The organism is Ruegeria sp. YTSA075, assembly GCF_059610245.1.
In genome coordinates this window covers 1-22,531 of sequence record NZ_JBXWNG010000013.1, presented here as the reverse complement: position 1 = coordinate 22,531, position 22,531 = coordinate 1, and the positions used below count along the sequence as shown (strand labels likewise).

Sequence of the window (22,531 nt, the reverse complement as noted above, 5' to 3'; positions counted from 1 at the left end):
GCTATTTGAATTTATTGCCGCATTGGCAGCTACAAAGCTAGTTATTTGGAGAATTGAACATGGAAATAGTAGCATTTCTACCTGGAATACTTGGTTCAGAATTGAGGACTGCGGATAATACTAAAGTGTGGCCGCCTACTGTGGGTGAAGCAATTGGAGAATTGGCCGCGCACAAGTTGAAAGCGCTTCTAGACGAGACGCCACTTTTTGCACCGAACGCAGTCGAACAGGTATGCCTAAAGCAGATCTACCGTGGTGTCTTGGAGGAAATTGAAGGCGCAGGTTTTTCTCGGAAAGGGCAATACAAGCGTCTTGAGGTACTAGCATACGACTGGCGCTTGGACATAGTTGATGCAATTGCACCAGCACTCGCGGATAAGTTGGATAAACTAGTTGAAGAGGGTGCCAAAATAATTCATTTCGTTTCGCACTCCATGGGGGGGCTGGTAGCCCGCGTTCTCATTCAGGACCCGACCTACAGTTCCCGGCCATTTCGCTCGTGTGTAATTCAGTCAATAACTATGGCCGCTCCGTTCAAAGGAGCTCCGTTGGCGGTTGCGCGATTGATGGGGTTGGACAGCGTCGCTGGAATCCCTAGTCGCGCCTTCATCGAGCTTAGAGGAAAGCAGACACTTCGATCAGCTTATCAACTAATGCCACCACCTAACTCGCCATCGGTCTGGACGATCCAGGGAACACGAGTGTCCACTCTGGATCTATTTGGTGAGTTCGGTGTTGAGGCAGGGTTTCTACCGGACTCTTTAGCTAGCGTTCTTAAGCTGCACAAGATACTTGATCTGCCTTGGCCTAACGATGTGTCAGCATTCCAGTTTGCCGGGGTCAGTTACAAGACCGTTACGCGGCTTGCAGTTGATGGTAAAATGCGCATGGTCACCGATCGCAATAGCGGGGATGAAACCGTACCACTTTCAAGCGCGGCAGGCAGCGTTATCCCAACCATGATATTGCCTGCAGAACATGCGGCAATAGTCGACAACCGAAAACTACGGCGTACGCTCCGATCACTTCTGGGGGCAAGTGGAGAAACCGTGATCTACTCGGCTGACGATGGTGCTACGGAGCAAGATGCGCAGTCATTACAGGTGTCGGTTCCGGTTATGGGCGTTGTACCGAACGGAGAAGGAGTAGAAGTCGAAGTTTTAGTTTCAGTTGGCAAGCCACTTGATAGAGCCATTACTGCGCGGATGCATATTTCACCCCGCGAAGGAGCGGGAAACGAAGAAAAAAGAGAAATCGCAATGAATCTTGGGGACGAAGATACAATCTACCATTTGGCTGCGCCTCTTGACCCAGGGATTTACGATTTGCGAGTCACGCTTCCCGATGACACTATGGGTGAGACAACATTGCTCGTACGGAAAAACTAAACCGGAGTAGCATGTGATGGTGGCATCTCTAAAGGACAAAGTCGAGGCTGTCAGGCGCGCACTGGCCGAGCGCGGTCTGATTGACAATCGTGTTTCGTTGGTCGACGAAGGTGAAATAGAAGATGAGGCTCTCCAAGGTGCACGTATGTTTGCCTCAAATTCGGAGGACCGTTTGGCTAAACGTGCTGTGGTTGCTGTTGAGGGAGACCGCCGACGTGACGCGGTGGTGATTTATACAGCTCGAGCATACGCTCAGACAGACCATAAGAAGTTGATTGAAACAATCGACCCCGAACTACCAATCATTTTCCGCGCGCTCGACATCGGGCCGCAAGGCCCAGGTTCCGTTCCACTTGGAGAGCTTCCTGAAGAGCCAGTCCTGAAAGGTAATCGGATAACTTGTGGTACTTCAATCAGCGTCGGAAACGACCGGGCTGCGGGTACTTTGGGCGCGCTGGTACGAAATGCTGAAGGAACGCTGTTCGGCCTAAGTTGTGGCCACGTCGTCGCTGCATGCGGTTATCTCCGAGCGGGGATGCCGATTATATCTCCGGGTATCCAAGATGTGGTCCAAGGGTGGCCTGACCCGCGTGTAATTGGCCATTTTTCGCGCGCATTGCCGCTGGTTCCAGGAGATCCCGCTACCATCGGGTTACGCCCAAACATAGATGCTGCTCTTTTTCAGGCTGTCAAAGAATCGGCAGTATCGTCTTCTCAATCAGGGCACTTCGATACACCAACGGAGATACATGACCTCAACGCGGAGGCTGATGAAGGCGTGCTGGAGGTTTCCAAGGTAGGTCGTAGTACTGGCTATACCGTAGGAACGGTGGAGTCAGAATTTACAAAGCCAATCGCGATAGACTTCAAGTTCACGTGCTATCCGGAGCTTGGTGTGCCTAAAAAGTTTGAAGCTTCTGTTTTTGTAGACAACCTTTGGAGGGTTTCATCGTCTGGAGAACCTTTTGCTGCTCCGGGGGACTCGGGTGCACTTGTCATAACAAATGAGGTTGCTGGAGCGGAACGCCGAGCTGTCGGCTTGGTCGTTGCGGGTACAAGAGACAGGTCTGCGATTATCCTGCCTATCAGGCCCATTTTGGAGGCCTTCGATGTAACTCTGGTATCGGGGCATGGAGTGTAATCGTGGCCTGCCCGGATGCAACACCACCTATCGCGAAGGCATCTGTTAGATTGCGGCTTTGGAAAAGCCTTAAGCTAGGCCCATACGATGGCACGGTGTTTCGGGAGCGATGCGAATTCGGTGACAGGATAGTGCTTGAGTTACGTCCATCACTCGTTAAGCGCTTTAGCGACCTCAAGGAATTCGAAGGATTTTCAGTTGTTGTAAGACCAATCGGTTCTGCGCAACCATTTAGAAACTGACTTCTAGGGTAAGGACTCATAGCCAATAGATGACGAGAGCTGCGAGGGCGATTGCTGAGAGGAAGACCTTCGGGAACCTGTCGTAACGGGTTGCCACACGGCGCCAATCCTTGAGCCTGCCAAACATGATCTCGATCCGGTTGCGGCGTTTGTATCGGCGCTTGTCGTACTTCACCGTTGTCTTGCGCTGCTTCCGACCGGGGATACCCAAAAGCTGCAAGGTTGAGCAAAAAGAGAGCGGCACTAACAGTCTTCAGAAACATCTATTAAGACTTGTCTAAGCTCTTTATCTCTGGAATTCTGCCAGGCGGAACCTCAATCTCAACTTGCCTAACTCGAGCCCAAGTCTCAGCCCTTTTTGCCACTTCCGAAAACTGACGACCTGCACCAATCTCATTGAAGGCTTCGTTAACGCTTACTGAGCAATTCCAAAGCATCGCCTCCAGTTCGCGAGAGATCCCCTGGCGATGCCAAACCTGGTCGAGGTCGATAAGTTCGCCAAGTTGTTCAGCGATCAAGGCAACTGTGTAACTTGCTATATTAACATAGCCTTGCCGAAATATCGCTTTCGCCTCCTTCTTCTTTATCAAGCTCTCAATTGCCTTGAACAGAATAACCTTGGCTATCAATCCTTTGTACCAAGTTGCATCAAGAGGTTCCGGTACGATAGTGGGGTTCTCATCAAGAGCTGCCATAAAAGCGGCAAAGTTCTTTTCTCCACCTAATGCTACTTGGGCAGGCAGACCACGCCAGCTCTCATGATACTTTGCCACATCGTTTTTTGTTAGTTTTCTGCGTGTTGGTATCATGGCGGTAACTTTACGCCGTTGCGCTGGGGTCCGCCCTTCGCGCAGCATCAGCACCTGATATGAACCCGCGGCGCGCTCATAAAACCACCGCCCCATCCCATCCGGACACCATGTGTCATTCGAAAGTTTTTCGAGCTGTATATGAAATGGGCGGTTGGCGGAAAGATCCGACGTTTTTACAGAATTCTGACTATTGGCAAACTTGGAGATATTGGAGATCAGATGTTCTCGTCCCTGTTCGTTCTCTCCTTTTAGAATAATGATCTTTGCCGGAACCATTACACGCGAAACATCAATTTCCCGATTGTCCCGTTTTGCAAAATAAATTGATGAAGTGGTTTGGCCTCCGTTGACGATCTGAAGCCCGCGGATCAATGAAATTCCAGTTGTGCCGTCTTCTCTTTTTGTAAGGAGCGCTTCATCACATACGACGACGAGACCGTTATTGAATGCCATAAAATGCCCAGGCTCTTTTGCCAGCGTTTCGGCTATGCCCTTATTCACTTTTCCTCTGGTCCCAAGGAAAGAACGCACGTTAGCTTCAAGGAGCATTGTGTTGTATCTTTCGTAAAGGCTTCTCACAATCTCACCGGGAATCGCGGCTAATGCATACTCGTAGTCCAATTCAGGATCCGGAACGTGAACACATGGAAGAGGTTTGCCCAAAGTTTGCTCGAAGCTGATAACGATTTCATCCCTGGGTTTTCCGGAGGTGTGCCGAAAGATACGTTCTATATCCATGGCCTCAACCTGGACTAACCGTCCGTCTACCTCTTGCGGCTTTAGGCGCTTAGACTTTGTTTGTGCGTCTGTGATTACAAAAATTCTTAGTTGATCCAGTTCCACCCAATGGTTTTGCAACAACTCAACCAAAGGGATAATCTCACTTACTGGATCAAGACGAGGCAGCAACTTCCCGCGTGCACTTTGAACTGCAAAATTGACCGCTTGTTTGGCCGTGTTTTTGACTTCGCTATCCGCAAGTTTCTCCAATGAGCTTGAACCGAAATAGTGAGTAACAAAAAGATCAATCCTCGACTGATCGTCGGACACGCTATACCCCGAAATCCGAAGCTTTGAGTTTCCGACTGTGCCTGTCCAGTGACAGAGCTCCGGGATTTCGCTAATACCTGCCTCAGCAATGTCATCCATTACTAACTCAGCAAAAACCAACTCTTCCGACGGGTATTCTATGTCAGGATTTTTAGCCCGCTCCTCAACAACACTGAGAACATGCTTTCGAAAGTCCTCGTGAAACTCGCTTAAGTTCATTGATCGATTGCGCCTAGTTGAGCCATCATTTTGTCCAAAGACAAACCGGCGGTTTCTATTGAATCAACATCCAGATCATAAACGACCTTTGTGATTTGGTTGGGAAGCTTTGTGCGCGCGAGCCTCGGGAAGCCTGGCTCCTCAACGTCGAAACAACGAACCTCTTCGACCGCAAGACAGCGTTGATACAAGGCCTCATGTTCTTCAAAATAACGGGACGCAAAGAGGCAAGCCTCCAATGATCGTACAGCGCCAACTGCCCTTGCCCTCTCCTTCAGTCTCGACACCAAACTGGGTAATGCCTCCCCGCTATCCTTGTCTGAAAACCGGATCGTGGCCAAAAACAACGGTGACCTGTCACAATCCAACTGCTCAATGCTATTAATCTTCGCCTTGAACCCAGCGGCAGTGCTGCGCGGCGATCCAAGCCGCACCGAGGCGTTGATCGACGCCAGTCGCCACCAATGGACCTACCGGGCGGGCGTGATCAGCTTTGCCGCCGGTGACGCGCCCGGCGAGGAACAGCAGGCCGAGGTCATGGATGCCTTCGAGCAGCTGGCCTTTGCCGGGCTGGATGGCGAGCAATACGACATGCTCTGGGTCCGCCACAGCCACGAAGATCGCATTGAATTGCATTTCTGCACGCCACGATTGGAGCTGACCACAGGCAAGAGCCTCAACATCGCGCCTCCAGGTTATCAGACAGCCTACGACAGCCTGCGTGACCTGATGAACAAGACGCACGGCTGGGCCGATCCGATGGAGCTAGAGCGGGCGCAAGAAGTGCAGGCGGCCCTGGAGACCCCGACACGCGCGCAAGGCCGCGAAGATCTGCACCGCTGGATCCTCGACCAGATCAGCATCGGTGCCATCACCGACCGCGCCAGCATGATCGATACCTTGACGGATGTTGGTTATGACATCCCCCGCGCCAGCAAGAATTACATCACCGCCAAAGACCCAGAGACCGGCGAACGCTGGCGATTGAAAGGAGAAATATTCCGTGACGAATGGCAAGCCGACGCGGCTGAGCGAGAAATTGAACGCGGATCTGGACGAGATCCGCAAAGAACACGCCGTCTTGATGGAGTCTCAACTGCAGAACTTCAGGAACGATATTCTGGAATGTGTGACACACGCGCGGAATACAATCGAAACCGATACCCGCATGTTTCTGGATTGGAGCGGGACGGCCTGGCAGAGTCACATCGACACGATCAAACGAATATTATGGATTTCACCCTGGGCGACCGCAACAGCCTGTCTAGTGCTGATCTCAGTGACGCTAGGGCTGACCTTTCTGTGGAGCTGGAAACTTTCGACGATGGCGACAACGGCGCAATTAGAGAGCTTGGGCATTCAGACGGTGCTGCACGAGCAAGCGACTTATTTGATCCTGCCGTCAGAGACATCAAGCATGCGCACCTGTTCGGTGGCGAGCCGATTGGTTTCCTGCATCAGAGTGGAGCCGAACTAGATGAATCAACCCCTGACAGCTTTGGAGCGAGATTTGCTCGCGTGCGTCGAGCGGTTGGTGACGGCTTGCGAGACCTCAGCCAAGGAATTGCGCAGCTTGGAAGAACGCTCGACGACCGGGATCGAAACCAGACTGAATGGCTTAGGACAGTGCGTGGAGCTGCTCATGAAATCGCATCTCGTGTCAGTCACCACATTAGCCGGCTTGCTGACCGAAGAGCAGAGCTACACGACGCTGGAAGAGAACTTGCAGACCAGTTTGAGACTAGCGAGAGCCGCCGAAAATCAGCTGAACGAGAACTGAACGAGCAACGCCTTGAGCAAGACCGTGACTACGGCTTCCAATTGTAATTTGAAGGGAAAGCAATGTTGTTTTCACATGATCGCTTCACCATGAGTTTTCGCCAAGCACTCGACTTCGGGATCGACTATCGCGACTTCGAGAAAGTGCGCTGCTTGCCAAAAGACGTCCCGTTGATCGCCATCGCAGGTGTTTGGGGCGAATACAGTGACCTCCGTTGTCTGTTTATGGACGCAGAAGGCAACGACTACCTGCGCTACATCCGGAAGTGGGGCGACAAAGGGTTTTTGATCAGGGAGTTAGGATTGGACGCCAAGGTGATCGAGGTCGGACAGCTTTGTACGTCCGATTTCACTAGGCTGTAAAAATCTGTTGTTGTCAGATCGGGCACTTTTTCGGCAGGATTGGTCATGGGCAAAAGCTACGCAACCGCCCTGCAGCGCTCTACCCAAGTTCTTCTGACAAGACCCCATAGAATTCTCGCATCGCTAGCTTTGGATCACCGTATTACGTGAATCGAACACTTGGCATGATGCACGACTCTGTTCGCAGTGGAACCTAGGAATATGTCCTCGAATCCAGGTTTGTGCGAAGCCAAGACGATGCAATCAACATCGATCTGATTTGCGAAGTCGACAATAGCCCTACCCGCATGCCCGGAGATGAGCTGTACCTTCGCGCCTGGAATTTGAGAGGCAGTCTGATGCAGGTTTTCCAATATCTCATGCTGCGTATGTGCAAGCACTTCACTTGGAATCTGAGACCCTACATATGCCGGAATGGGTTCTTGGACGTGTACAACGGTGAAAACAGCGTCCGTATCAGCCAATTGGCGCGCGGCCTCAAACGACGCTTGTGTGTCGTGTTCTTGGTCCAGAGCAACCGGGATCAGGATATTCTTGTACATTTGACCTCCTATCTACTGCCTCGACGATTTCAGTTTGGTTTTTCGGCAGCAGGAATCCTACACAGGCTCAGACTTTGAAGACTTCCCCGCGTTCTTTGTAGCGGCTGCAACATCACCAACTGTTTTCTCGACAGCTTCAGCTTCGGTTTCGGCGACGTAAGATGCACAACTGGACACGGTTTCGAACCATTCCTGCGCGTCAGCAACCAACCGCTCAGCCGAATGGCGCTGCCATTCCGCCATGCTCTGAAGGGCTTTCGATGGATCGGACGGGTTCGCGGAAGACACATTGCGTGCAGCTTTTAGAGCCGTCCGGACCGCCTCATGACGCCGTTCGAACCAATGCTGTGCAAAGGCCTCTGTTTCTTCGAGCAATTTTTCTTGTGCGTCCCAAAACTGTTCGATCTGGGCACCGAAGGCCGGATTGCCAGACATGGGCGGCTGCATTTGCTTGAAAACATCCAAAAGTGAGGTCGGGCTATTTGTGTTAGATTTCTTTGTCGGCATCGAAAATTCCTCCTCATTCCCTGAATAGGCTATTGTGCCACCTGCGGCGCGCTTTCGCCTTAACACAGATCAAAATCCCTTATTTTTATTACCCTCGGCATAGGCCGCAACGGGACACTCGCATTCTCTCCGACATCGGTTCCTAGAGGGCAGTGTTGGAGTTAGAGTAGTCTAGACAAGAACTTAACGCTTGGTTTTCTATGCACATTGCCGGCTTTCTGATTACCCTTGGTATCCTCTTCCTTGCTGGATTGGCGGCCGACCAACTTGGCCGGGTCACGCATCTTCCTCGTGTTACAACCTTGCTTTTCCTCGGTCTGATCGCCGGGAACGCCGGAATGGGTTTGATCCCACTCGACGTTGCAATGTGGTTCGACGAGATTTCCATGGTGGCTTTAACGATGGTCGCGTTTCTTCTTGGAGGTTCTTTAACCCGCGAGAACCTGGTTCGGCATGGCAGAGCCATTCTGACGATTTCGATTTCAATCGTGGTTGCAACCCTTGTTATCGTGTCTGCTGGATTGACCGCAATCGGCGTACCCTTCGGGTTGGCAATGGTGCTGGCGGCAATTGCTACGGCTACGGCTCCGGCCGCCATGATGGACGTGATCAAGCAATCTGGGGTGTCCAACAGCTTCACCGAGACATTAAAGGGCGTCGTCGCAATTGATGACGCTTGGGGTCTGATCGTTTTCAGCATCGCCTTGGTTCTGGCCGGTCATTCGGATGGTTGGGCCACCGTCACGACCACAGCGATGTGGGATTTCGGAGGGGCTATTTTGCTGGGTTGCGCACTAGGCGTGCCATCCGCTTACCTGACCGGCCGCTTGAAACCGGGGGAGCCAATGCAGGCAGAAGCAGTGGGCATAGTCTTTCTTACCGCGGGCCTCGCGCTTTGGCTGGAGGTTTCCTTCTTGGTAGCAGGCATGGTTGCGGGCGCAGTTATCGGGAATCTTGCCCGCCATCACGACCGTGCTTTTCATGAGATCGAGCACATTCAGTGGCCATTCATGATCCTGTTCTTCCTGTTGGCTGGCGCCACGTTGGAAATTGAAGCCTTCGGTTTGATGGGCTGGGCTGGCGCTCTTTTCCTATTCTTGCGCGCCGTCGCCCGCCTCGTCGGGGGTTATAGCGGAGCGAGACTTGGCGGCCTGCCTCGCCGTCAGACCCGCTGGTACGGTCCCGCTTTGTTACCACAGGCCGGTGTCGCAGTAGGAATGGCCCTTGTAGCTGGAGAACAATTTCCGCATTGGGCCGCGTCGATCATGGCCTTTACTCTAGCCAGCACTGTGGTCTTCGAGGTGTTGGGGCCGCCACTCACTCTCATGTCAATCAGACGCACGGCTGACACGGACTAGCAGATTGGTCAGTGACTATTCAGACTGGATCGATTCAAGAAAGGCGAGCAAATTCGCCAACGGCAGGCCTACCATCATAGGTTGCCCATTAGGCAGAGCCACCGCGATTTGTTGGTCTGTCTCAAACACCGCGCCAAAGATTGGCATTTCGCCCCCATGGGCGAGCAATTGTGAACGACCATCAATCTGTTCAGCTATGCGAACTATCGGAAACACACCGTCGTTTTCGCCCGCCAATTTGGTAAGGTCCGGTGTTCGAATAGCAAGCATTTCCGCCATTGGTCCGTCTCCGGTCGCTTCGAAACCGTGACACTGCCAACAATACGTCCGATACAAATCACTTCCCTCATCGACGCTGACGTCCTGTGCCAGAGCGGGTCCCGTGACCAATAGTGCCAGTAAAATCCCGCGAAAAATCTGCATATGCTCCTCCAATTTGCTGCCCCGGAAGAAAATCTTATTATAAGGCATCCTTAAGAAAGCACTTTGACCTCGCTCATTTTGGACGCTCCTGTACGAGGATTGGCGTTTCAGTCGAATAGCGTTGGTTTACGCGCCTAATTTATTCCGGCCGGCCTACAACTACGCCACCTCATCGTTGACCTCACCACCCTTGCGCGCAGACGGTGCTCCTTCCAATATTTTCATATGCCTGAGAATTCGCCAGAGGTGATAAGGCACGCGATGCAACCATCTGAGCGCATCCATCCGAGCCCAAGACTGGTAACAGGTTCCAAAGCGTCACTAATTGCTTTCCACCCTAAATCTGAAACCGTCGAACATGTTTGCTTTGCCTTTAAGTCCGACGACAAACGACAGTTGGGTTGCGTTCAGCCTCGCAGACCCGACGCCGCGAGTTGATTGACATAGATCAAAGCACCAACATGAATTACATAGTGAAATTCGAATGTTTCAACATATTCTACGTTCACCGTCCTGTCCCCAAGTAAACACGAAGGTGAACGGAATTTTGAAGGAGTGGAAGTTCCACCCACGGGGGCTCGGCAGGAGTGATGGCGAGCCCCCATTTAGTTGATTGGCGCCTAATGTGCCCAGACGTTGAGACACAAAGCATTCGGTGCGGCTTTGACCATAGGATCAATCCGCTGCGCCAATCGAGACAAAAAGAGACGGACGCCACTGACGACGTTCGGAATGGGCAGTTGGCGGAAATCACTTATGAACTCAGTTGATTCAAACGAACAGAAACTCAGACGGGCCCTTACTACCCCGTTGCTCACGCTTTATGGCCTTGGGGTAACGGTCGGAGCGGGCATTTACGTTTTAGTCGGTGCAACAGCAGACATTGCCGGACCCTTTGCGGCGTTTTCGTTCGTTGTGGCCGCACTTGCCGTATCACTCACCGCGCTTTCGTATGCAGAACTCGCAACACGATTTCCCGTCAGCGCAGGTGAAGCAGCCTATGTTGAGGCAGGATTCCAGAAAAACTGGATGGCGGTTTTCGTCGGCCTCGCGGTCGCAGCTTCAGGGATTATCTCTGCCTCTGCAGTTGCAATTGGCGCAGCGTCATACCTGCACGCTTTAACCGGTTTTGCCATCCCTTTTTTGACCATCAGCGTCGTTTTGATCATGGGTCTAATCGCGCTCTGGGGGATCACTGAGTCAGTCTTTTTTGCGGCTGTCATTACGATCATCGAGATCGCAGGCCTTCTCTTTGTGATTGGCTGGGGTATGTCGATTCAGGATCCGCAGGGATACGAAATCAGTTCGATGCTTCCCCCGCTTGAACTCGACGCATGGAGAGGCATTTTCGCGGCATCACTCCTCGCCTTCTTTGCGTTTGTTGGCTTCGAGGACATGGCCAATGTCGCAGAAGAGGTCAAAGACCCCGTCCGCACCATCCCAAAAGCAATTTTACTAACGCTCGTTCTGGCGACCGTGTTATATCTGGGAACGTCAATGACGGTTCTACTTGTTGTTCCGATCGATGTTCTGTCGACATCTGCAGCCCCCCTCGCACTTGTCTTTTCAAACGCCCCTGAGGTGATTAAACAGGGCTTTTCCGCGGTCGCGATTGTGGCGACAGTCAATGGAGTACTGATCCAGATGATTATGGCCTCGCGGGTGATCTACGGACTGGCTGACCGTGACCATTTGCCGAAGGTTCTGGCGATAGTCCCTAAAACAACGCAGACACCAGTAGTTGCTACTTTGCTGGTCGTGGCGATCATCGTACTGCTTACTCAAACTATACCGATTGGTACTCTGGCAGAGCGCACATCCCAGATCGTTTTGGGCGTCTTTGTGCTTGTCAACATTTCGCTGATCCTGCTGAAGATGAAGCCGGAGGAGTCCGCAAAGCACTTCCGCGTTCCTCTTGTGATACCGATCCTTGGGGTGATCACCAGTGCATTGCTTTTCGGATCTGGATTTCTCTAACTGATACAACGACCCAAAGGCCTCAACTAGCTGCCACGGCATATGACGACTGACCAAACTTCCATAGGATCAAAACTTTCGGCCTGGTGGCATAGAACGTTTGTGGATCTGGTTCAGCAGCTGCAATGGTCCTATCTGCCGCCATTGATGGTCTATTTTGCGGCCGGCGTGTCCGGCCTGACCTCGGTCGTTGGTGCTTTTTTCCTGAAAGACTACCTCGATTTATCCGCCTCTTTCGTTGCAGGGCTAGCATTTTGGGCTGGTATCCCATGGATACTAAAAATGCCGCTTGGTCATGTCGTGGACCTGTTTTGGCGCTGGAAGTCCCTGCTGATCTTGTTCGGCGCGTCCTTGATCACGTTGTCTTTGCTCACCATGTACGGGCTCGTGACCGCACCTGCGCAGATGTCCAGTTTCATGCCGCTGGAAGACTGGTATGTTGTTGCCTTGCTCTTGGCGCCTTCGGGCTATGCAATTCAGGACGTTGTTGCCGACGCCATGACGGTTGAGGCGGTGTCAAAGGTTGACCAGAACGGCGCACCATTTTCGCCGGAAGAAACTCGTGCACAGCACACAACGATGCAGACCTTGGGCAGAGTTTCGATCATTTCCGGGGTTGCGGCGGTTGCGGCTGTAAACATCTGGGTTTTCTCTGGAACCGAAGAACTGCAAGAATCCGAACGCCTTGCGCTTTATGGCCAAGTATATCTGATAGCTCTGACCATCCCGGTGTTGTCCGTTAGTGGAGTCGTTCTTCACAGCTTTATCCAGCGTCAGCTTATTAGGCGCGGCCACCCGCCACATACGCCGGATGAAGCCACCGAAGTCAAATGGTCCATATTGCTCGGCGGCCTTGCATTCGTTGTGCTCAGCATCGTGCTGGGTACCGCAGATTTCGAATTCGCGCAAGAGACCGTTTTTGCGGTTTCCCTGACGGTGATCCTTTACCTCATGTCGCGTCTGCTGAAGGAGTTGGAACCAGCCCAAGCCAAAGCCTTGATCGGGACAGCGACAATCATTTTTGTATTTCGTGCCGTTCCTCTACCGGGACTAGGCCTGACATGGTTTGAAATCGATGAACTGGGATTCGATGAGCAATTCCTGGCAATTCTGGCTTTGTTGACTTCGATGTTGGCCCTGCTCGGGTTAATCGTCCTTCGACCATTTATGGCCAACCGCTCCATTGCGCATGTGGTGGTGTTGCTGACGATTGCGGCGGGCATTCTCGCCCTACCCAACCTTGCCCTCTACTACGGCGTGCACGAATGGACGGCGGCGCGTACCGGCGGAGTTGTCGACGCAAGATTCATAGCCATTCTTGACACAGCCGTTGAGTCGCCGCTTGGACAGATCGCCATGGTCCCTATGTTGGCTTGGATTGCACGCAATGCCCCTGTTCAGTTGAAAGCGACTTTCTTTGCGGTGATGGCATCGTTCACAAACATGGCTCTGTCAGCCAGCAGCCTAAGCACCAAATACCTCAACCAGACATACGTCGTCACGCGCGCTGTCACAAACCCGGAAACCGGTGAGGTCACGTCAACCGCGGACTACAGTCAACTTGGATACTTGCTGATCTCCGTGGCCGTGATCTCGGTGCTCGTTCCACTGATCACAGTGTTTTTCGTTCAAAACTCGCGCTTCCGAACGAGCGAATGATCACTGGCTTTCAACCTCTCCCAGCAGAGCTCTGAGATGTGAGACCGGGACGCCGATGTTTGAGCCACCAAACTCGGGCAAGATCGCAGCATTGATTGCAACGACCTCACCCCGCCGATTCAATGCTGGCCCCCCGCTCCCACCGGTCGTGGTCTCGGCGTCATAGACGAAGGCGTTCCCGCTTGTCCGTGCAACTATCCCTCTACTTGCCAACGGGTGTATCTTACCTTGTGCAGAAAGCCGGGACGCGATCGACCAAAAGTTCAACGTTCCTTCTGCTTCCAGTTCCTCTAAAAAGCCCGGACCAGCCTGCGCGATCAAAGCTTTCAAACCCGTTGGATATCCCAACAGATACAGCTCTTCACCTACGCGCGACGTGGCATCCCCCAATGGAATTCCAAGGTCCTGAACGCGGCTTGGCTCAACTTCCAAAATCGCCAAGTCTGCCGCTTCACTAAACCGCACCAAACGGGCCTCTATTGGTTCCGTTTGATCAGGCAAATAGGCCAGCAGCCTCAACATCTCTGGCTCAAGACCCGCGTCTATCAGCGCTTGTTCTCGGTTCCCGGAAGTCCAAGGCAAAGCGACATGGCGATTGGTGGCCATCAACGGTGCCCCAGCAATCAAAAACCCGGTCCCAGTGAACTGAAATTCTGCGGGTTCGCCGGTCCCGTCCGGTTCGATCCAAGGCTGGCCAAACGGAGTTTTCAGGTTTTCTCCGTTCGGTCCCATCACGTGCCGCAAAATCTTCCCGCTTTCCACGTGGCGCAGCCCATAAGCCCCCTGGAGGAAAGCGACGGATCGAATTGACGCAGCGATCACGCGAGTGGGTGCTCCCGCCCGCTGCTCCAAGGTCCCAAGACGCTCCTCGGTCGATAAGACCTGGTTCTCAAAAGCGTCGCGCAACGAAGCCAGGTCATCAGGCGTAAGTGCGTCTTCTCGCGTCTGGGCGAGCATAACCGCGACCGCTTCGATCTTGCGGGACTCCTGCTCGATAATAGCCGCCAAACGCCGGTCGTTTTGATACAGCAGGTACCCAAACCCCGTGATCAAAAGAAGCGTCGCAAGAACTGTGATCCTGAAAAATATCGTGGTTTGAGAGGCAAGCCGCCGCCCGCTGTCGCGCAGGGCACTAGACATCTTTTTAGCGAAAGGTCGACGGCTCGTTCGGGTGTAAGCAAATGCATCACTGAGGATATCCTCGACTGTATGGTGCGCGGGAAATGAGTGAACGCACAATCTGTATCGAGACATAGGCCCCTTTTCACCGAACTCGATCATGTCGCCATGTCTAAGAAGCGCCGATGAGGCTTTTTGTCCATTCACCCATACATTGCGCCCTGCTGACGCGGTTATCGTGTAGCGGTCGTTAGCCCACTGCAGTGTGGCAATATCGTTATCATGCGGAGGCAGGTTGTCTTTAGGTCGAAGGCTTAACACCCTGCACTCGTCAACTGAAACAGTTAGGGCTTTATCGACCAGCCAGTTCACCTGGCCGCGCGATGGTCCGGTCAGGCTCTCCAGAAAGGCCCGCACCTCACCTTCACCAGCATGTCCTGAGGGTGTCATGCCACTCTCTTCTGGTTTTCGCATTGTGGCCCCCTACCCAAACGCGTGAGGGCATTCTACCACGCTTCAACGCCAAACCCATGGCCTGGTACGAATGTGCAAAAAACACGTTTGTACAGATACTTGCGATGTCTGCCAGGACTCAACCAAAGACACTTATCAGGCCACAACTCTAAGAAGGCCGATCCATGATCGACCTTCTGCCTTGGCATTTTTTTGCACGGTATCGAGCCACCAGACCGTCTATTTCGAAGATACCTTGATCTTACGGCTTGGATCCTGAGGCTCAGTCTTCGGCATTTCGATATGCAGAACGCCTTTGTCGAATTCAGCTGAAATCTTGTCGATTTCCACCGTGTCTGGCAGCGACATGGCTCTGGAAAAGCTGCCATAGCTTCTTTCGCTGACACGCAAATCGCCCGTTTCATCATGCGCAATCTTCTTCTGACCGCTCAAGATTAGCCTGCGGTCCTTGATTTCAATTTCCACATCATCCTCTTCGAGCCCCGGCAATTCAGCCGTCAGGACAATCGCAGAATCCGTTTCTTGGACATCGATTGCCGGTGAAATCGCACCCGTCATATCAAGAGACGGAAAACCCGTGCGTTGCGCAGCCGTTTCCATCGGCAGGAAGGGTGATCCTCCCCCCAAAAAACGCGACATCAAGGTTTCCATTTCACGCCGAAAGTTATCGGAGAGCGGGTGCATTCCAGTGAAAAGTTGCGGTGACTTTTTGTCTTCCAACATTTTGAGCCTCCTCCTTTGGTCGGATTTCGCGCACGCAACATTATGACAGGAAAAGCGGTCAAGGACCTTGATCTTGCGCAAGCATGCAACCTCAGCATCAGCCAGACCGAACGCAGCGGCTGAACGAACTGAAACGGGAAACGTCGCCCACTAAACTTGCCTCGTCGCTCCAGAGCTAACTCCAATCTCAGTAGTCTTGATCGGAATCCGAGGTCAGCTTAGCGTTTATTTTGAATGAGCCCGAGCTGCCCAGCTTTAGCACAGTGGAGCAAAACTGTATGAAATGGCCTTATCTGGCGCTGATTTACGTTTTGCTGATCTTGGCTCCCTTGGGTTTTTCTTGGTCTTTGGGATGGCCCCCACGATCATTTCATCAAGAGCTCGCGTCCGGGCTTGGGATGCTTGCTTTTTCAATAATCTTAGTCGAGTTCCTGCTGTCTGGGCGGTTCAGGTTCATCTCTTCCGGACTGGGTATGGATGTAACCATGCGCGTGCATCAGTTGATGGCGCGTGCAGCACTCGGGTTTGCGCTGATACACCCTCTGCTGTATCAGGGCACGCCCTCTGGCGGACGCCGCCCGTGGGATGTAACAAGCCAACTTACGATTTCGACCGACTTTTCTACGCTGGTATCGGGTATCGGCGCATATTTTTTACTGTTCATTCTGGTCGCCTCGGCAATTGCCCACAAATCCCTTGATTACAAATACGAAACATGGCGCCTCTTACACGGGCTGGGAGCCTTGGTGATTGCATGCCTGCTGTTACATCACACGGTCTATGCTGGGCGCTACGGTGGGCATCCGCTGTTGATGTATCTCTGGCTTGCCTTGACCAGTATTGCGGTTGGAACTTTGCTGTATGTCTATCTCGTTCGCCCTTTACGTCAGAGGAAAAGGCCGTGGCGCGTCTCATCTGTGTCTCGACTATCACCGAAGCAATGGGAGTTGCGCCTCATGCCCCATGGTCACAACGGGCTAAACTTCGAAGCAGGGCAGTTTGCCTGGCTAAACGTCGGCCACAGTGCCTTTTCTCTGCATGAGAACCCATTCTCGATTAGTTCGGCACCAGCCGAAGGCCCCGAGGTTTCATTCGTGATAAAGGAGCTTGGGGATTTCACATGTAGCCTCGGACAGATCGCTCCGCAAACTCGGGTATACTTGGATGCCCCGCACGGGAATCTATCTATTAGACATCGCCCTGAGACAGGCATTGTTCTGATCGCAGGTGGTGTCGGGATCGCGCCCATGTTGAGCATTATGCGTCAAGTTCGACTGAGTAGAACACAGCAAGATCTCAAGCTTATCTATGGCAACCGGGTGGAGGAGCAGATTGTTTATCGCCAGGAGTTGTCCAAAGAAGACACAGTTTTTGTTCTATCCGAACCGCCAAAGGATTGGTCCGGAGAGACAGGCTTGATCGACGGTCCCCTCTTGGACCGCAATTTGTCTTCTGAACAGTTTGAAAGCTGGCTTTTTGTTCTTTGCGGCCCCCCTGCCATGATGGACACCGTCGAAGATCATCTAATTGAGCGGGGCACCGCGTCACACCGGATTTTGTCTGAAAGGTTTGACTATGATTAGACCGCTCAGAAACCTGCCCGCGCGCCAACAAGTGAAACTCGCAGTGTGGTTCATCAGTTTTATAATCTTCGTCGCTGTCTTGGCCTTTTGCTTAAGGTAGCAAGCTAGACCACAAGGGATTGGCTAGCTTCAAAGCTTCCGGCCGAAAGGGCAGGTTTTCTTGGAGATGGATGTCGTCGCGAACTTCCTTAAAACATGCCCTGCGTAAACAGCCAAAGCGCACAACAACGATCTCGATGTGGTCCCAAGAAACGCCTTTGATGGAGATCAAGGGCAACGCACGTCACTTATTCATAATAAGCAATCTATTCAGACCGACTTTTGGGAGGATCGGAATGACTGTACTTATCGCCTTCGCTACGGTCGAAGGCCAGACAGCAAAGATTGCGCGCTTTATCAGCGATGTCGCGAAGAATGCCGGTTTCGACGCAAAGCTGATCAATACCGATGAAATACCCAGCCACGTTTCGCTTGACGATGTGGTCAAGGTTATTCTCCTAGCCCCTGTCCACGAGCGTAGGCACCCCAATTCATTCGAGGCATTTATCGCTTCAAATAGAGATGCCTTAATGAAGCGAAAGTCTCTCGTGCTTTCCGTCGGTTTAAAAGCTGCTTTTGCGTCAGGTCGAGAAGAAGCCCGTGACTATCTTGACGAAATGCTTCTGCGAACAGGTTTAAAACCAAATACGACGGCTTTGATCGCAGGCGCGGTGAGGCCCGAAAACTACGGGTATTTTGAGAGGGAGATCCTTAAGCACGTCGTCTTGCTCGGTCGAAAAATCGATCCACGAGAAGGGGCAAGGGAGTTTACTGACTGGGATGAACTAACGTCAATTGTGATAGAGTTCCTTGGCGAAAACGGTCGGGCAAACACGCTTCAACCTCAAGCAAAATCTTAAAAAAAGTTTCTTAAGTATCTACCGATGAATTTTAGTAGCTATGGCTCTCAGAAAGCCACAGTCGCCGGCTCAATTCATCAGTGTCCGAAAAGCACTGGTAGACTTGTCTGTTCCAACATTGCTTGCGTCGTGCCCCCAAAAACTGACTCTCGCAATTGGGAATGCCCATAAGCGCCCATAACAATGAGATCGGCCCCCGCTTCGCTTGCTCGTTCTTGAATGCAGTCTGCAATTGAATTCCCCCCGCACTGAAACTGCGACACGGTCACGTTGCAACCGTGATGGCCGAGCCATTCAGCTAGGTCCGTTCCGGGCACGCTACTTTCTAAGTCCTCAGGCGACGGCAAATCAAAACACCCAATCACAACTTCTTTGGCCGCCAGAAGAATGGGCAAAGCTAAATGCGTCGCCCTGGACGCAGGCAAGCTGTCATTCCATGCCAAAAAAACGCGCTCGCGTTGGGCAAACGGGTCTCCATTGACCATTAGTGCCACCGGCGAATGAAACAATACTCCGCACGCGATCTTGTGAAATAAATCGGGATCTCTTCGCAATCCAGCGTCTAGAAAAGCGATATCAGAGCATTTGGCTTGTTCTGCTACAAGCTGTTGTAACTCTGCTCCAAGCCCCATGAAGCCAGTTACATTTGCCGATACGCCTTGCCCAACCAGAAGCGCTTCAACTTCAGTGGCGCGAGACATCAAGGCGGCATTTTTTGCGTGAAGAACGTCCAACCAGTTTGAGGGAAGACCCGCCTCAACGAACCTGTTTGATCCATACTTCAGGTAAGGCAGGTTTGGTAATGACCCGGTCACTACGCAATTCAAGTGGTCGTTCTGGATACGGGCAGTTTCAGCGCATTCCAAAATCGACGCGTTGTCAGCATCAACTCCAACATAATATGCCACTGTTCTGTGTTGCATTCCCGACCTCCGTCCGGAATTTAACTTTGCCCGAAAGCCGTGCGCACTGATTAAGCCAACAAAAAGGCCGATGTTGTTGGTCGCTCTTCTTATTTCGGCAGCATGAAGAACTCTTCCAGCACAATCTTGCCTTCTGCCACCGAATACACTGCGATCTCGCGCAGGGTCATACGCTCACCCGTGGCCTTCTGAATGACTTCGGCTCTGAAGCGGACTCCAAAGCGGTTGGGTGGGTGGACGTAGGGACCATCCACTTCTAGTTCTTGGATTTCATGCGATGCCAACCAATCCTCTCTTTTTCCCTTAATGGCTTCGCGACCCTTTGAAACGCGGAATTGTCGAACCGGAGGCACAACGGCTTCTATCGACTGCGCGTTTTCGGCATACATTTCATCAACACTTCCAAGGCCCCGGCGCTCACGCATCGCCTGAACGAAGGACCTACCGATTTCAATTAACTCTTCCATGAATCCCCCCTGAGTTACCATTGAGTGTACCACTTCTTGCCCGCTCAAATCTTGACAAGGATCAATAAGAATATTGATGGATACTGTGCGGCCGGTTCGAACCAGCCTCAGTCAAGCCAGTGTAGCTGCCCTCTATGCCGCACCAAGATCACGCCAATCGGCGAGAGCGGCATTGCGTGTCAACTTGAAAGTGTCTCGACTGGGAAGAGATCGTCCCTGGTTGAAGTGATTGGAGACGGAGGAGTGAACGGCGGCGAGCTTCTGCAAACTTCGCATCCGCCTTAACCGCTGCATCGTATGTCGCGAACGGCTGTTTTGTCCCGCAGAACGGTTGTTCGTCGCAACTCGCTCTAACGACGGCTCCGCGGACGAAGCGCCAATTCGCTGCACTTGCGCCAAAGACTGCTTCAGTTGTGCTTGCTGACGTCTACAGCAACGTTGTCTAGACACCAAATTGGTGCCGATACTCTGAGGCGGAAATTCCAGAGATACGCTGGAAAATCTTGCTGAAGGCAGAAGGGTCCTTGTACCCTACCTCCCACGCTACCTGATCCAAGGGACGGGTCGTCAGTTCCAGAATACCTCGGGCTTTGGCAACACGAGCCTGTTGGATGTACTCTGTGGGGTTGAGCGACGTCGCTTTGGCAAAACGGCGCATGAAGGTACGTTTTCCTAGGTGTGCAAGATCGGAGAGATCGTCGAGGTTTAGGGATGCAGTTAGTTCAGCGTGGATATGGTGTTGGACCCGCAAGATCGCCTCGTCTCCATGGTCAAAATCCGGGATAAACTCAGTGAAGGGAAGCTGTGTGGCCCGCGGCGGCTGAATGACAAGAAACCGTGCCGTTGAGAGCATCGTGCTCCGTCCAAAGAGGCGTTCGACAAGGGTCAAGCCAAGATCGGTCCAGGCAAGGATACCGCCGGCTGATATGACATCACCGTCGTCCAGCACCAAATTCCGGTCGGCGACCTCAATTTCCTGGTAGCTTTCTGCAAGGTGTTTAGCGAAAGCCCAATGCGTTGTCACACGTCTTCCTTTCAGCAACCCGCTTTCGGCCAGAACGAAGGCTCCAGCACAGATCGAGCAAACGCGACTGCCCTCTTTGTGTTGTGAGCGAAGCCACTCAGCCTCTTGTGGCATGGGCCGCATTTTATCCGGCATGACAATGCTGGGCGGCGCGATCACATAATCCAAGTGATGTGCCCGGCTCGGATGAGTATCCCAGTCGCACATGGGCTCTCCGTCGTCCTCGGCGCGCCAATGCGTGACCCGAACCTGTCGCGGATTGTCGCTATCTGCCCATTCGCCCGCAATCCGGAACAGATCGGTCAGGCCGTAAATCGCGGACAATTGGCAGTCGGGGTAAATCAACAGGCCAATCTCGCAAATCCAGTCTCTTTTCATGCCTGTCACTTTTGAACCTGTTTTTGTCATTTGTGACAATCGTAGATAACCCTCCAAATTGCAACATTGGCGTCATCGAACAAGCAACGAGGAGCCAATGACCATGACCCAAAACGAACTCACCAGACGCGCCGTTTTGCAGGCGGGTGCAGCCACCGCGTTGCTCGCCGCAATGCCTGCCGCGCTTGCGGCTCAAACTCTTACTCAGCAAGAAGGAGACATAATCATGTCCACTATAGAAACACGCGACGGTACCAAGATTTTCTACAAAGACTGGGGGCCACGTGATGCGCAGCCCATCGTCTTCCACCACGGCTGGCCGCTGAGCGGCGATGACTGGGACAACCAGATGTTGTTCTTCCTTGCCAACGGTTACCGCGTGATCGCACACGACCGGCGTGGGCACGGAAGGTCTGATCAGACGGACCTTGGCCATGATATGGCGACCTATTCAAATGACGTTGTCGATCTTGCGGCAGCGCTTGATCTGCAAAACGCTATCCATATTGGCCACTCGACAGGCGGCGGTGAAGTCGCGGCTTACGTGGCCAAAGCGGAGCCGGGCCGTGTCGCCAAGGCGGCACTTCTGGGGGCCATCCCACCCCTGATGCTGCAGACCGACGCCAACCCGGACGGTGTTTCGATTGAGGTATTTGACGGGTTGCGAGCAGGACTGGCTGCCAACCGCGCGCAGTTCTTCCTCGACGTTCCGTCAGGTCCTTTCTATGGCTTCAACCGTGACGGTGCCGAAGTCAGCCAAGGTCTGATCAACAACTGGTGGCGTCAGGGCATGATGGGCAGCGCATCCGCACATTACCAGTGTATCGCTGTTTTCTCCGAAACAGACCAGACCGAGGACCTGAAAGCGATGAATGTACCGACATTGGTGCTTCATGGCGACGATGACCAAGTGGTGCCAATCGCGAACTCCGCTGAGAAGGCGGTCAAGCTTCTGCCGAATGGAACTCTGAAGGTTTACGAGGGCCTGTCGCACGGCTTTTTCGCCACGCACCCTGATCTGGTGAACCCCGATCTACTCAGCTTTGTTCAAAGCTAAGCTGATCGAAACGGATCACTTAAGGGAGGGCAATGCTGCCCTCCCAATCTGAATTGGAGAACAAGATGTCTAATAGAACCTGGTGCGATAAACATCCGCACGTCTGTGCACGCTTTCAGAAGCAACAAGAACGGGAATGGCTCCATACTCATATCGTTGCGTTTAAGGCACCGGACATCGTTGTCGCTTTAGCAATCGCGGGAATGTTTATACTGGCAATGCTTTGAAAAGTCGGCGACGGCTTTGAAGGAAATTTAGGCGGCATAGGATTGGACACAGCACTTTGCCCCAAGCTCCTCTTTATTGCGAAAGCCGACGTTCAGGATCGTCGCAGCATCGGTCAAAGTGGGCTCTTCGCCTCTTTCTCTGCGGTTGGCGCCGACTGGTGGAAAGAGCCCATAGCCAACTTTGACATATTTCCGCC

Annotated in this window: 20 protein-coding genes and 2 pseudogenes; 10 read left to right on the top strand and 12 right to left on the bottom strand. The window is 52.7% G+C overall.

The genetic code is table 11. From position 1 onward, the window contains the following. The first annotated feature begins 59 nt into the window (after positions 1-59). Together AC2FGE_RS18100 and AC2FGE_RS18095 are read left to right on the top strand one after the other, a co-directional pair. On the top strand, positions 60-1,388 hold the full coding sequence (locus AC2FGE_RS18100) for a lipase family alpha/beta hydrolase (protein ID WP_496820672.1): 1,329 nt from the start codon (positions 60-62) through the stop codon (positions 1,386-1,388). Positions 1,389-1,401: 13 nt separating this feature from the next. After that, a complete protein-coding gene (locus tag AC2FGE_RS18095; protein WP_496820671.1) occupies positions 1,402-2,529 on the top strand; it encodes a hypothetical protein in 1,128 nt (375 codons plus the stop codon). A 258-nt stretch (positions 2,530-2,787) separates the two neighbouring features. On the opposite strand, the pseudogene AC2FGE_RS18090 reads toward AC2FGE_RS18095, so the two are convergent. The 3 genes and pseudogenes from AC2FGE_RS18090 to AC2FGE_RS18080 form a co-directional block, all read right to left on the bottom strand. After that, positions 2,788-2,976, bottom strand: a pseudogene (locus AC2FGE_RS18090) (transposase); the annotation flags it as partial. Between the two features lie 61 nt (positions 2,977-3,037). Beyond that, on the bottom strand, positions 3,038-4,852 hold the full coding sequence (locus tag AC2FGE_RS18085) for an AIPR family protein (protein WP_496820670.1): 1,815 nt from the start codon (positions 4,850-4,852) through the stop codon (positions 3,038-3,040). Continuing rightward, on the bottom strand, positions 4,849-5,286 hold the full coding sequence (locus tag AC2FGE_RS18080; RefSeq protein ID WP_496820668.1) for a PD-(D/E)XK motif protein: 438 nt from the start codon (positions 5,284-5,286) through the stop codon (positions 4,849-4,851). Before AC2FGE_RS18080 ends, AC2FGE_RS18085 begins: the two co-directional genes overlap by 4 nt. Here AC2FGE_RS18080 and AC2FGE_RS18075 point away from each other — a divergent pair. Together AC2FGE_RS18075 and AC2FGE_RS18070 are read left to right on the top strand one after the other, a co-directional pair. Beyond that, on the top strand, positions 5,168-6,679 hold the full coding sequence (locus AC2FGE_RS18075; protein ID WP_496820667.1) for a relaxase family protein: 1,512 nt from the start codon (positions 5,168-5,170) through the stop codon (positions 6,677-6,679). The two genes, AC2FGE_RS18080 and AC2FGE_RS18075, sit on opposite strands and share 119 nt — an antisense overlap. A gap of 15 nt (positions 6,680-6,694) precedes the next feature. Further along, the gene (locus tag AC2FGE_RS18070) at positions 6,695-6,994 is read left to right on the top strand and encodes a hypothetical protein (protein WP_496820666.1); all 300 of its coding nucleotides are present in this window, start codon (positions 6,695-6,697) and stop codon (positions 6,992-6,994) included. Between the two features lie 134 nt (positions 6,995-7,128). On the opposite strand, the gene AC2FGE_RS18065 is transcribed toward AC2FGE_RS18070, so the two are convergent. Both AC2FGE_RS18065 and AC2FGE_RS18060 read right to left on the bottom strand, forming a co-directional pair. Further along, a complete protein-coding gene (locus AC2FGE_RS18065) occupies positions 7,129-7,536 on the bottom strand; it encodes a universal stress protein (protein ID WP_496820665.1) in 408 nt (135 codons plus the stop codon). Positions 7,537-7,593: 57 nt separating this feature from the next. After that, entirely contained in the window at positions 7,594-8,043 is a 450-nt protein-coding gene (locus AC2FGE_RS18060; protein ID WP_496820664.1) for a phasin family protein, read from the bottom strand. A gap of 200 nt (positions 8,044-8,243) precedes the next feature. Here AC2FGE_RS18060 and AC2FGE_RS18055 point away from each other — a divergent pair, with 200 nt between their 5' ends. Beyond that, the gene (locus AC2FGE_RS18055; RefSeq protein ID WP_496820663.1) at positions 8,244-9,401 is read left to right on the top strand and encodes a cation:proton antiporter; all 1,158 of its coding nucleotides are present in this window, start codon (positions 8,244-8,246) and stop codon (positions 9,399-9,401) included. A gap of 15 nt (positions 9,402-9,416) precedes the next feature. On the opposite strand, the gene AC2FGE_RS18050 is transcribed toward AC2FGE_RS18055, so the two are convergent. Continuing rightward, positions 9,417-9,824 carry a c-type cytochrome gene (locus AC2FGE_RS18050; RefSeq protein ID WP_496820662.1) on the bottom strand — a complete coding sequence of 136 codons (408 nt, stop codon included), beginning with the start codon at positions 9,822-9,824 and terminating at the stop codon, positions 9,417-9,419. A 756-nt stretch (positions 9,825-10,580) separates the two neighbouring features. On the opposite strand from AC2FGE_RS18050, the gene AC2FGE_RS18045 reads away from it, so the two are divergent. Next, positions 10,581-11,801, top strand: coding sequence for an APC family permease (locus AC2FGE_RS18045; RefSeq protein WP_496820661.1), 1,221 nt, complete (start codon positions 10,581-10,583; stop codon positions 11,799-11,801). A 147-nt stretch (positions 11,802-11,948) separates the two neighbouring features. Continuing rightward, a complete protein-coding gene (locus AC2FGE_RS18040; RefSeq protein ID WP_496820660.1) occupies positions 11,949-13,460 on the top strand; it encodes an MFS transporter in 1,512 nt (503 codons plus the stop codon). Here the strand turns inward: AC2FGE_RS18040 and AC2FGE_RS18035 are convergent, their stop codons facing one another. Together AC2FGE_RS18035 and AC2FGE_RS18030 are read right to left on the bottom strand one after the other, a co-directional pair. Next, positions 13,461-15,053, bottom strand: coding sequence for a trypsin-like peptidase domain-containing protein (locus AC2FGE_RS18035; RefSeq protein WP_496820659.1), 1,593 nt, complete (start codon positions 15,051-15,053; stop codon positions 13,461-13,463). Positions 15,054-15,272: 219 nt separating this feature from the next. Continuing rightward, complete coding sequence (locus AC2FGE_RS18030; RefSeq protein ID WP_496820658.1) at positions 15,273-15,776, bottom strand: Hsp20/alpha crystallin family protein; 504 nt, start codon at positions 15,774-15,776, stop codon at positions 15,273-15,275. A gap of 278 nt (positions 15,777-16,054) precedes the next feature. Here AC2FGE_RS18030 and AC2FGE_RS18025 point away from each other — a divergent pair, with 278 nt between their 5' ends. Together AC2FGE_RS18025 and AC2FGE_RS18020 are read left to right on the top strand one after the other, a co-directional pair. Then, the gene (locus AC2FGE_RS18025) at positions 16,055-17,359 is read left to right on the top strand and encodes a ferredoxin reductase family protein (protein ID WP_496820657.1); all 1,305 of its coding nucleotides are present in this window, start codon (positions 16,055-16,057) and stop codon (positions 17,357-17,359) included. 335 nt (positions 17,360-17,694) lie between these two features. Further along, positions 17,695-18,258: a flavodoxin domain-containing protein gene (locus AC2FGE_RS18020; RefSeq protein WP_496820655.1), complete on the top strand. Its 564-nt coding sequence runs from the start codon at positions 17,695-17,697 to the stop codon at positions 18,256-18,258. Between the two features lie 77 nt (positions 18,259-18,335). Here AC2FGE_RS18020 and AC2FGE_RS18015 read toward each other — a convergent pair whose 3' ends face one another. The 4 genes and pseudogenes from AC2FGE_RS18015 to AC2FGE_RS18000 all read right to left on the bottom strand — a co-directional run bounded on the left by AC2FGE_RS18015 (position 18,336) and on the right by AC2FGE_RS18000 (position 21,050). Beyond that, the gene (locus AC2FGE_RS18015) at positions 18,336-19,181 is read right to left on the bottom strand and encodes a universal stress protein (RefSeq protein ID WP_496820654.1); all 846 of its coding nucleotides are present in this window, start codon (positions 19,179-19,181) and stop codon (positions 18,336-18,338) included. 89 nt (positions 19,182-19,270) lie between these two features. Beyond that, positions 19,271-19,648 (bottom strand): SnoaL-like domain-containing protein, encoded by a 378-nt coding sequence (locus tag AC2FGE_RS18010; protein WP_496681225.1) that lies wholly within the window; start codon positions 19,646-19,648, stop codon positions 19,271-19,273. 132 nt (positions 19,649-19,780) lie between these two features. Next, positions 19,781-19,948: pseudogene (locus AC2FGE_RS18005) on the bottom strand (IS6 family transposase); the annotation flags it as partial. A gap of 142 nt (positions 19,949-20,090) precedes the next feature. Beyond that, a complete protein-coding gene (locus AC2FGE_RS18000) occupies positions 20,091-21,050 on the bottom strand; it encodes a GlxA family transcriptional regulator (protein WP_496820653.1) in 960 nt (319 codons plus the stop codon). Between the two features lie 226 nt (positions 21,051-21,276). Here AC2FGE_RS18000 and AC2FGE_RS17995 point away from each other — a divergent pair, with 226 nt between their 5' ends. After that, positions 21,277-22,107: an alpha/beta fold hydrolase gene (locus AC2FGE_RS17995; RefSeq protein WP_496820652.1), complete on the top strand. Its 831-nt coding sequence runs from the start codon at positions 21,277-21,279 to the stop codon at positions 22,105-22,107. The last annotated feature ends 424 nt before the right edge of the window (positions 22,108-22,531 follow it).

What these genes read in the sequence shown, in the direction of transcription:
- AC2FGE_RS18100 (WP_496820672.1), top strand. Translation starts at nt 60, where the DNA reads ATGGAAATAGTAGCATTTCTACCTGGAATACTTGGTTCAGAATTGAGG.
- AC2FGE_RS18085 (WP_496820670.1), bottom strand. Translation starts at nt 4,852, where the DNA reads ATGAACTTAAGCGAGTTTCACGAGGACTTTCGAAAGCATGTTCTCAGT.
- AC2FGE_RS18070 (WP_496820666.1), top strand. Translation starts at nt 6,695, where the DNA reads ATGTTGTTTTCACATGATCGCTTCACCATGAGTTTTCGCCAAGCACTC.
- AC2FGE_RS18065 (WP_496820665.1), bottom strand. Translation starts at nt 7,536, where the DNA reads ATGTACAAGAATATCCTGATCCCGGTTGCTCTGGACCAAGAACACGAC.
- AC2FGE_RS18060 (WP_496820664.1), bottom strand. Translation starts at nt 8,043, where the DNA reads ATGCCGACAAAGAAATCTAACACAAATAGCCCGACCTCACTTTTGGAT.
- AC2FGE_RS18055 (WP_496820663.1), top strand. Translation starts at nt 8,244, where the DNA reads ATGCACATTGCCGGCTTTCTGATTACCCTTGGTATCCTCTTCCTTGCT.
- AC2FGE_RS18050 (WP_496820662.1), bottom strand. Translation starts at nt 9,824, where the DNA reads ATGCAGATTTTTCGCGGGATTTTACTGGCACTATTGGTCACGGGACCC.
- AC2FGE_RS18045 (WP_496820661.1), top strand. Translation starts at nt 10,581, where the DNA reads ATGAACTCAGTTGATTCAAACGAACAGAAACTCAGACGGGCCCTTACT.
- AC2FGE_RS18040 (WP_496820660.1), top strand. Translation starts at nt 11,949, where the DNA reads ATGGTCTATTTTGCGGCCGGCGTGTCCGGCCTGACCTCGGTCGTTGGT.
- AC2FGE_RS18035 (WP_496820659.1), bottom strand. Translation starts at nt 15,053, where the DNA reads ATGCGAAAACCAGAAGAGAGTGGCATGACACCCTCAGGACATGCTGGT.
- AC2FGE_RS18030 (WP_496820658.1), bottom strand. Translation starts at nt 15,776, where the DNA reads ATGTTGGAAGACAAAAAGTCACCGCAACTTTTCACTGGAATGCACCCG.
- AC2FGE_RS18025 (WP_496820657.1), top strand. Translation starts at nt 16,055, where the DNA reads ATGAAATGGCCTTATCTGGCGCTGATTTACGTTTTGCTGATCTTGGCT.
- AC2FGE_RS18020 (WP_496820655.1), top strand. Translation starts at nt 17,695, where the DNA reads ATGACTGTACTTATCGCCTTCGCTACGGTCGAAGGCCAGACAGCAAAG.
- AC2FGE_RS18015 (WP_496820654.1), bottom strand. Translation starts at nt 19,181, where the DNA reads ATGCAACACAGAACAGTGGCATATTATGTTGGAGTTGATGCTGACAAC.
- AC2FGE_RS18010 (WP_496681225.1), bottom strand. Translation starts at nt 19,648, where the DNA reads ATGGAAGAGTTAATTGAAATCGGTAGGTCCTTCGTTCAGGCGATGCGT.
- AC2FGE_RS18000 (WP_496820653.1), bottom strand. Translation starts at nt 21,050, where the DNA reads ATGAAAAGAGACTGGATTTGCGAGATTGGCCTGTTGATTTACCCCGAC.
- AC2FGE_RS17995 (WP_496820652.1), top strand. Translation starts at nt 21,277, where the DNA reads ATGTCCACTATAGAAACACGCGACGGTACCAAGATTTTCTACAAAGAC.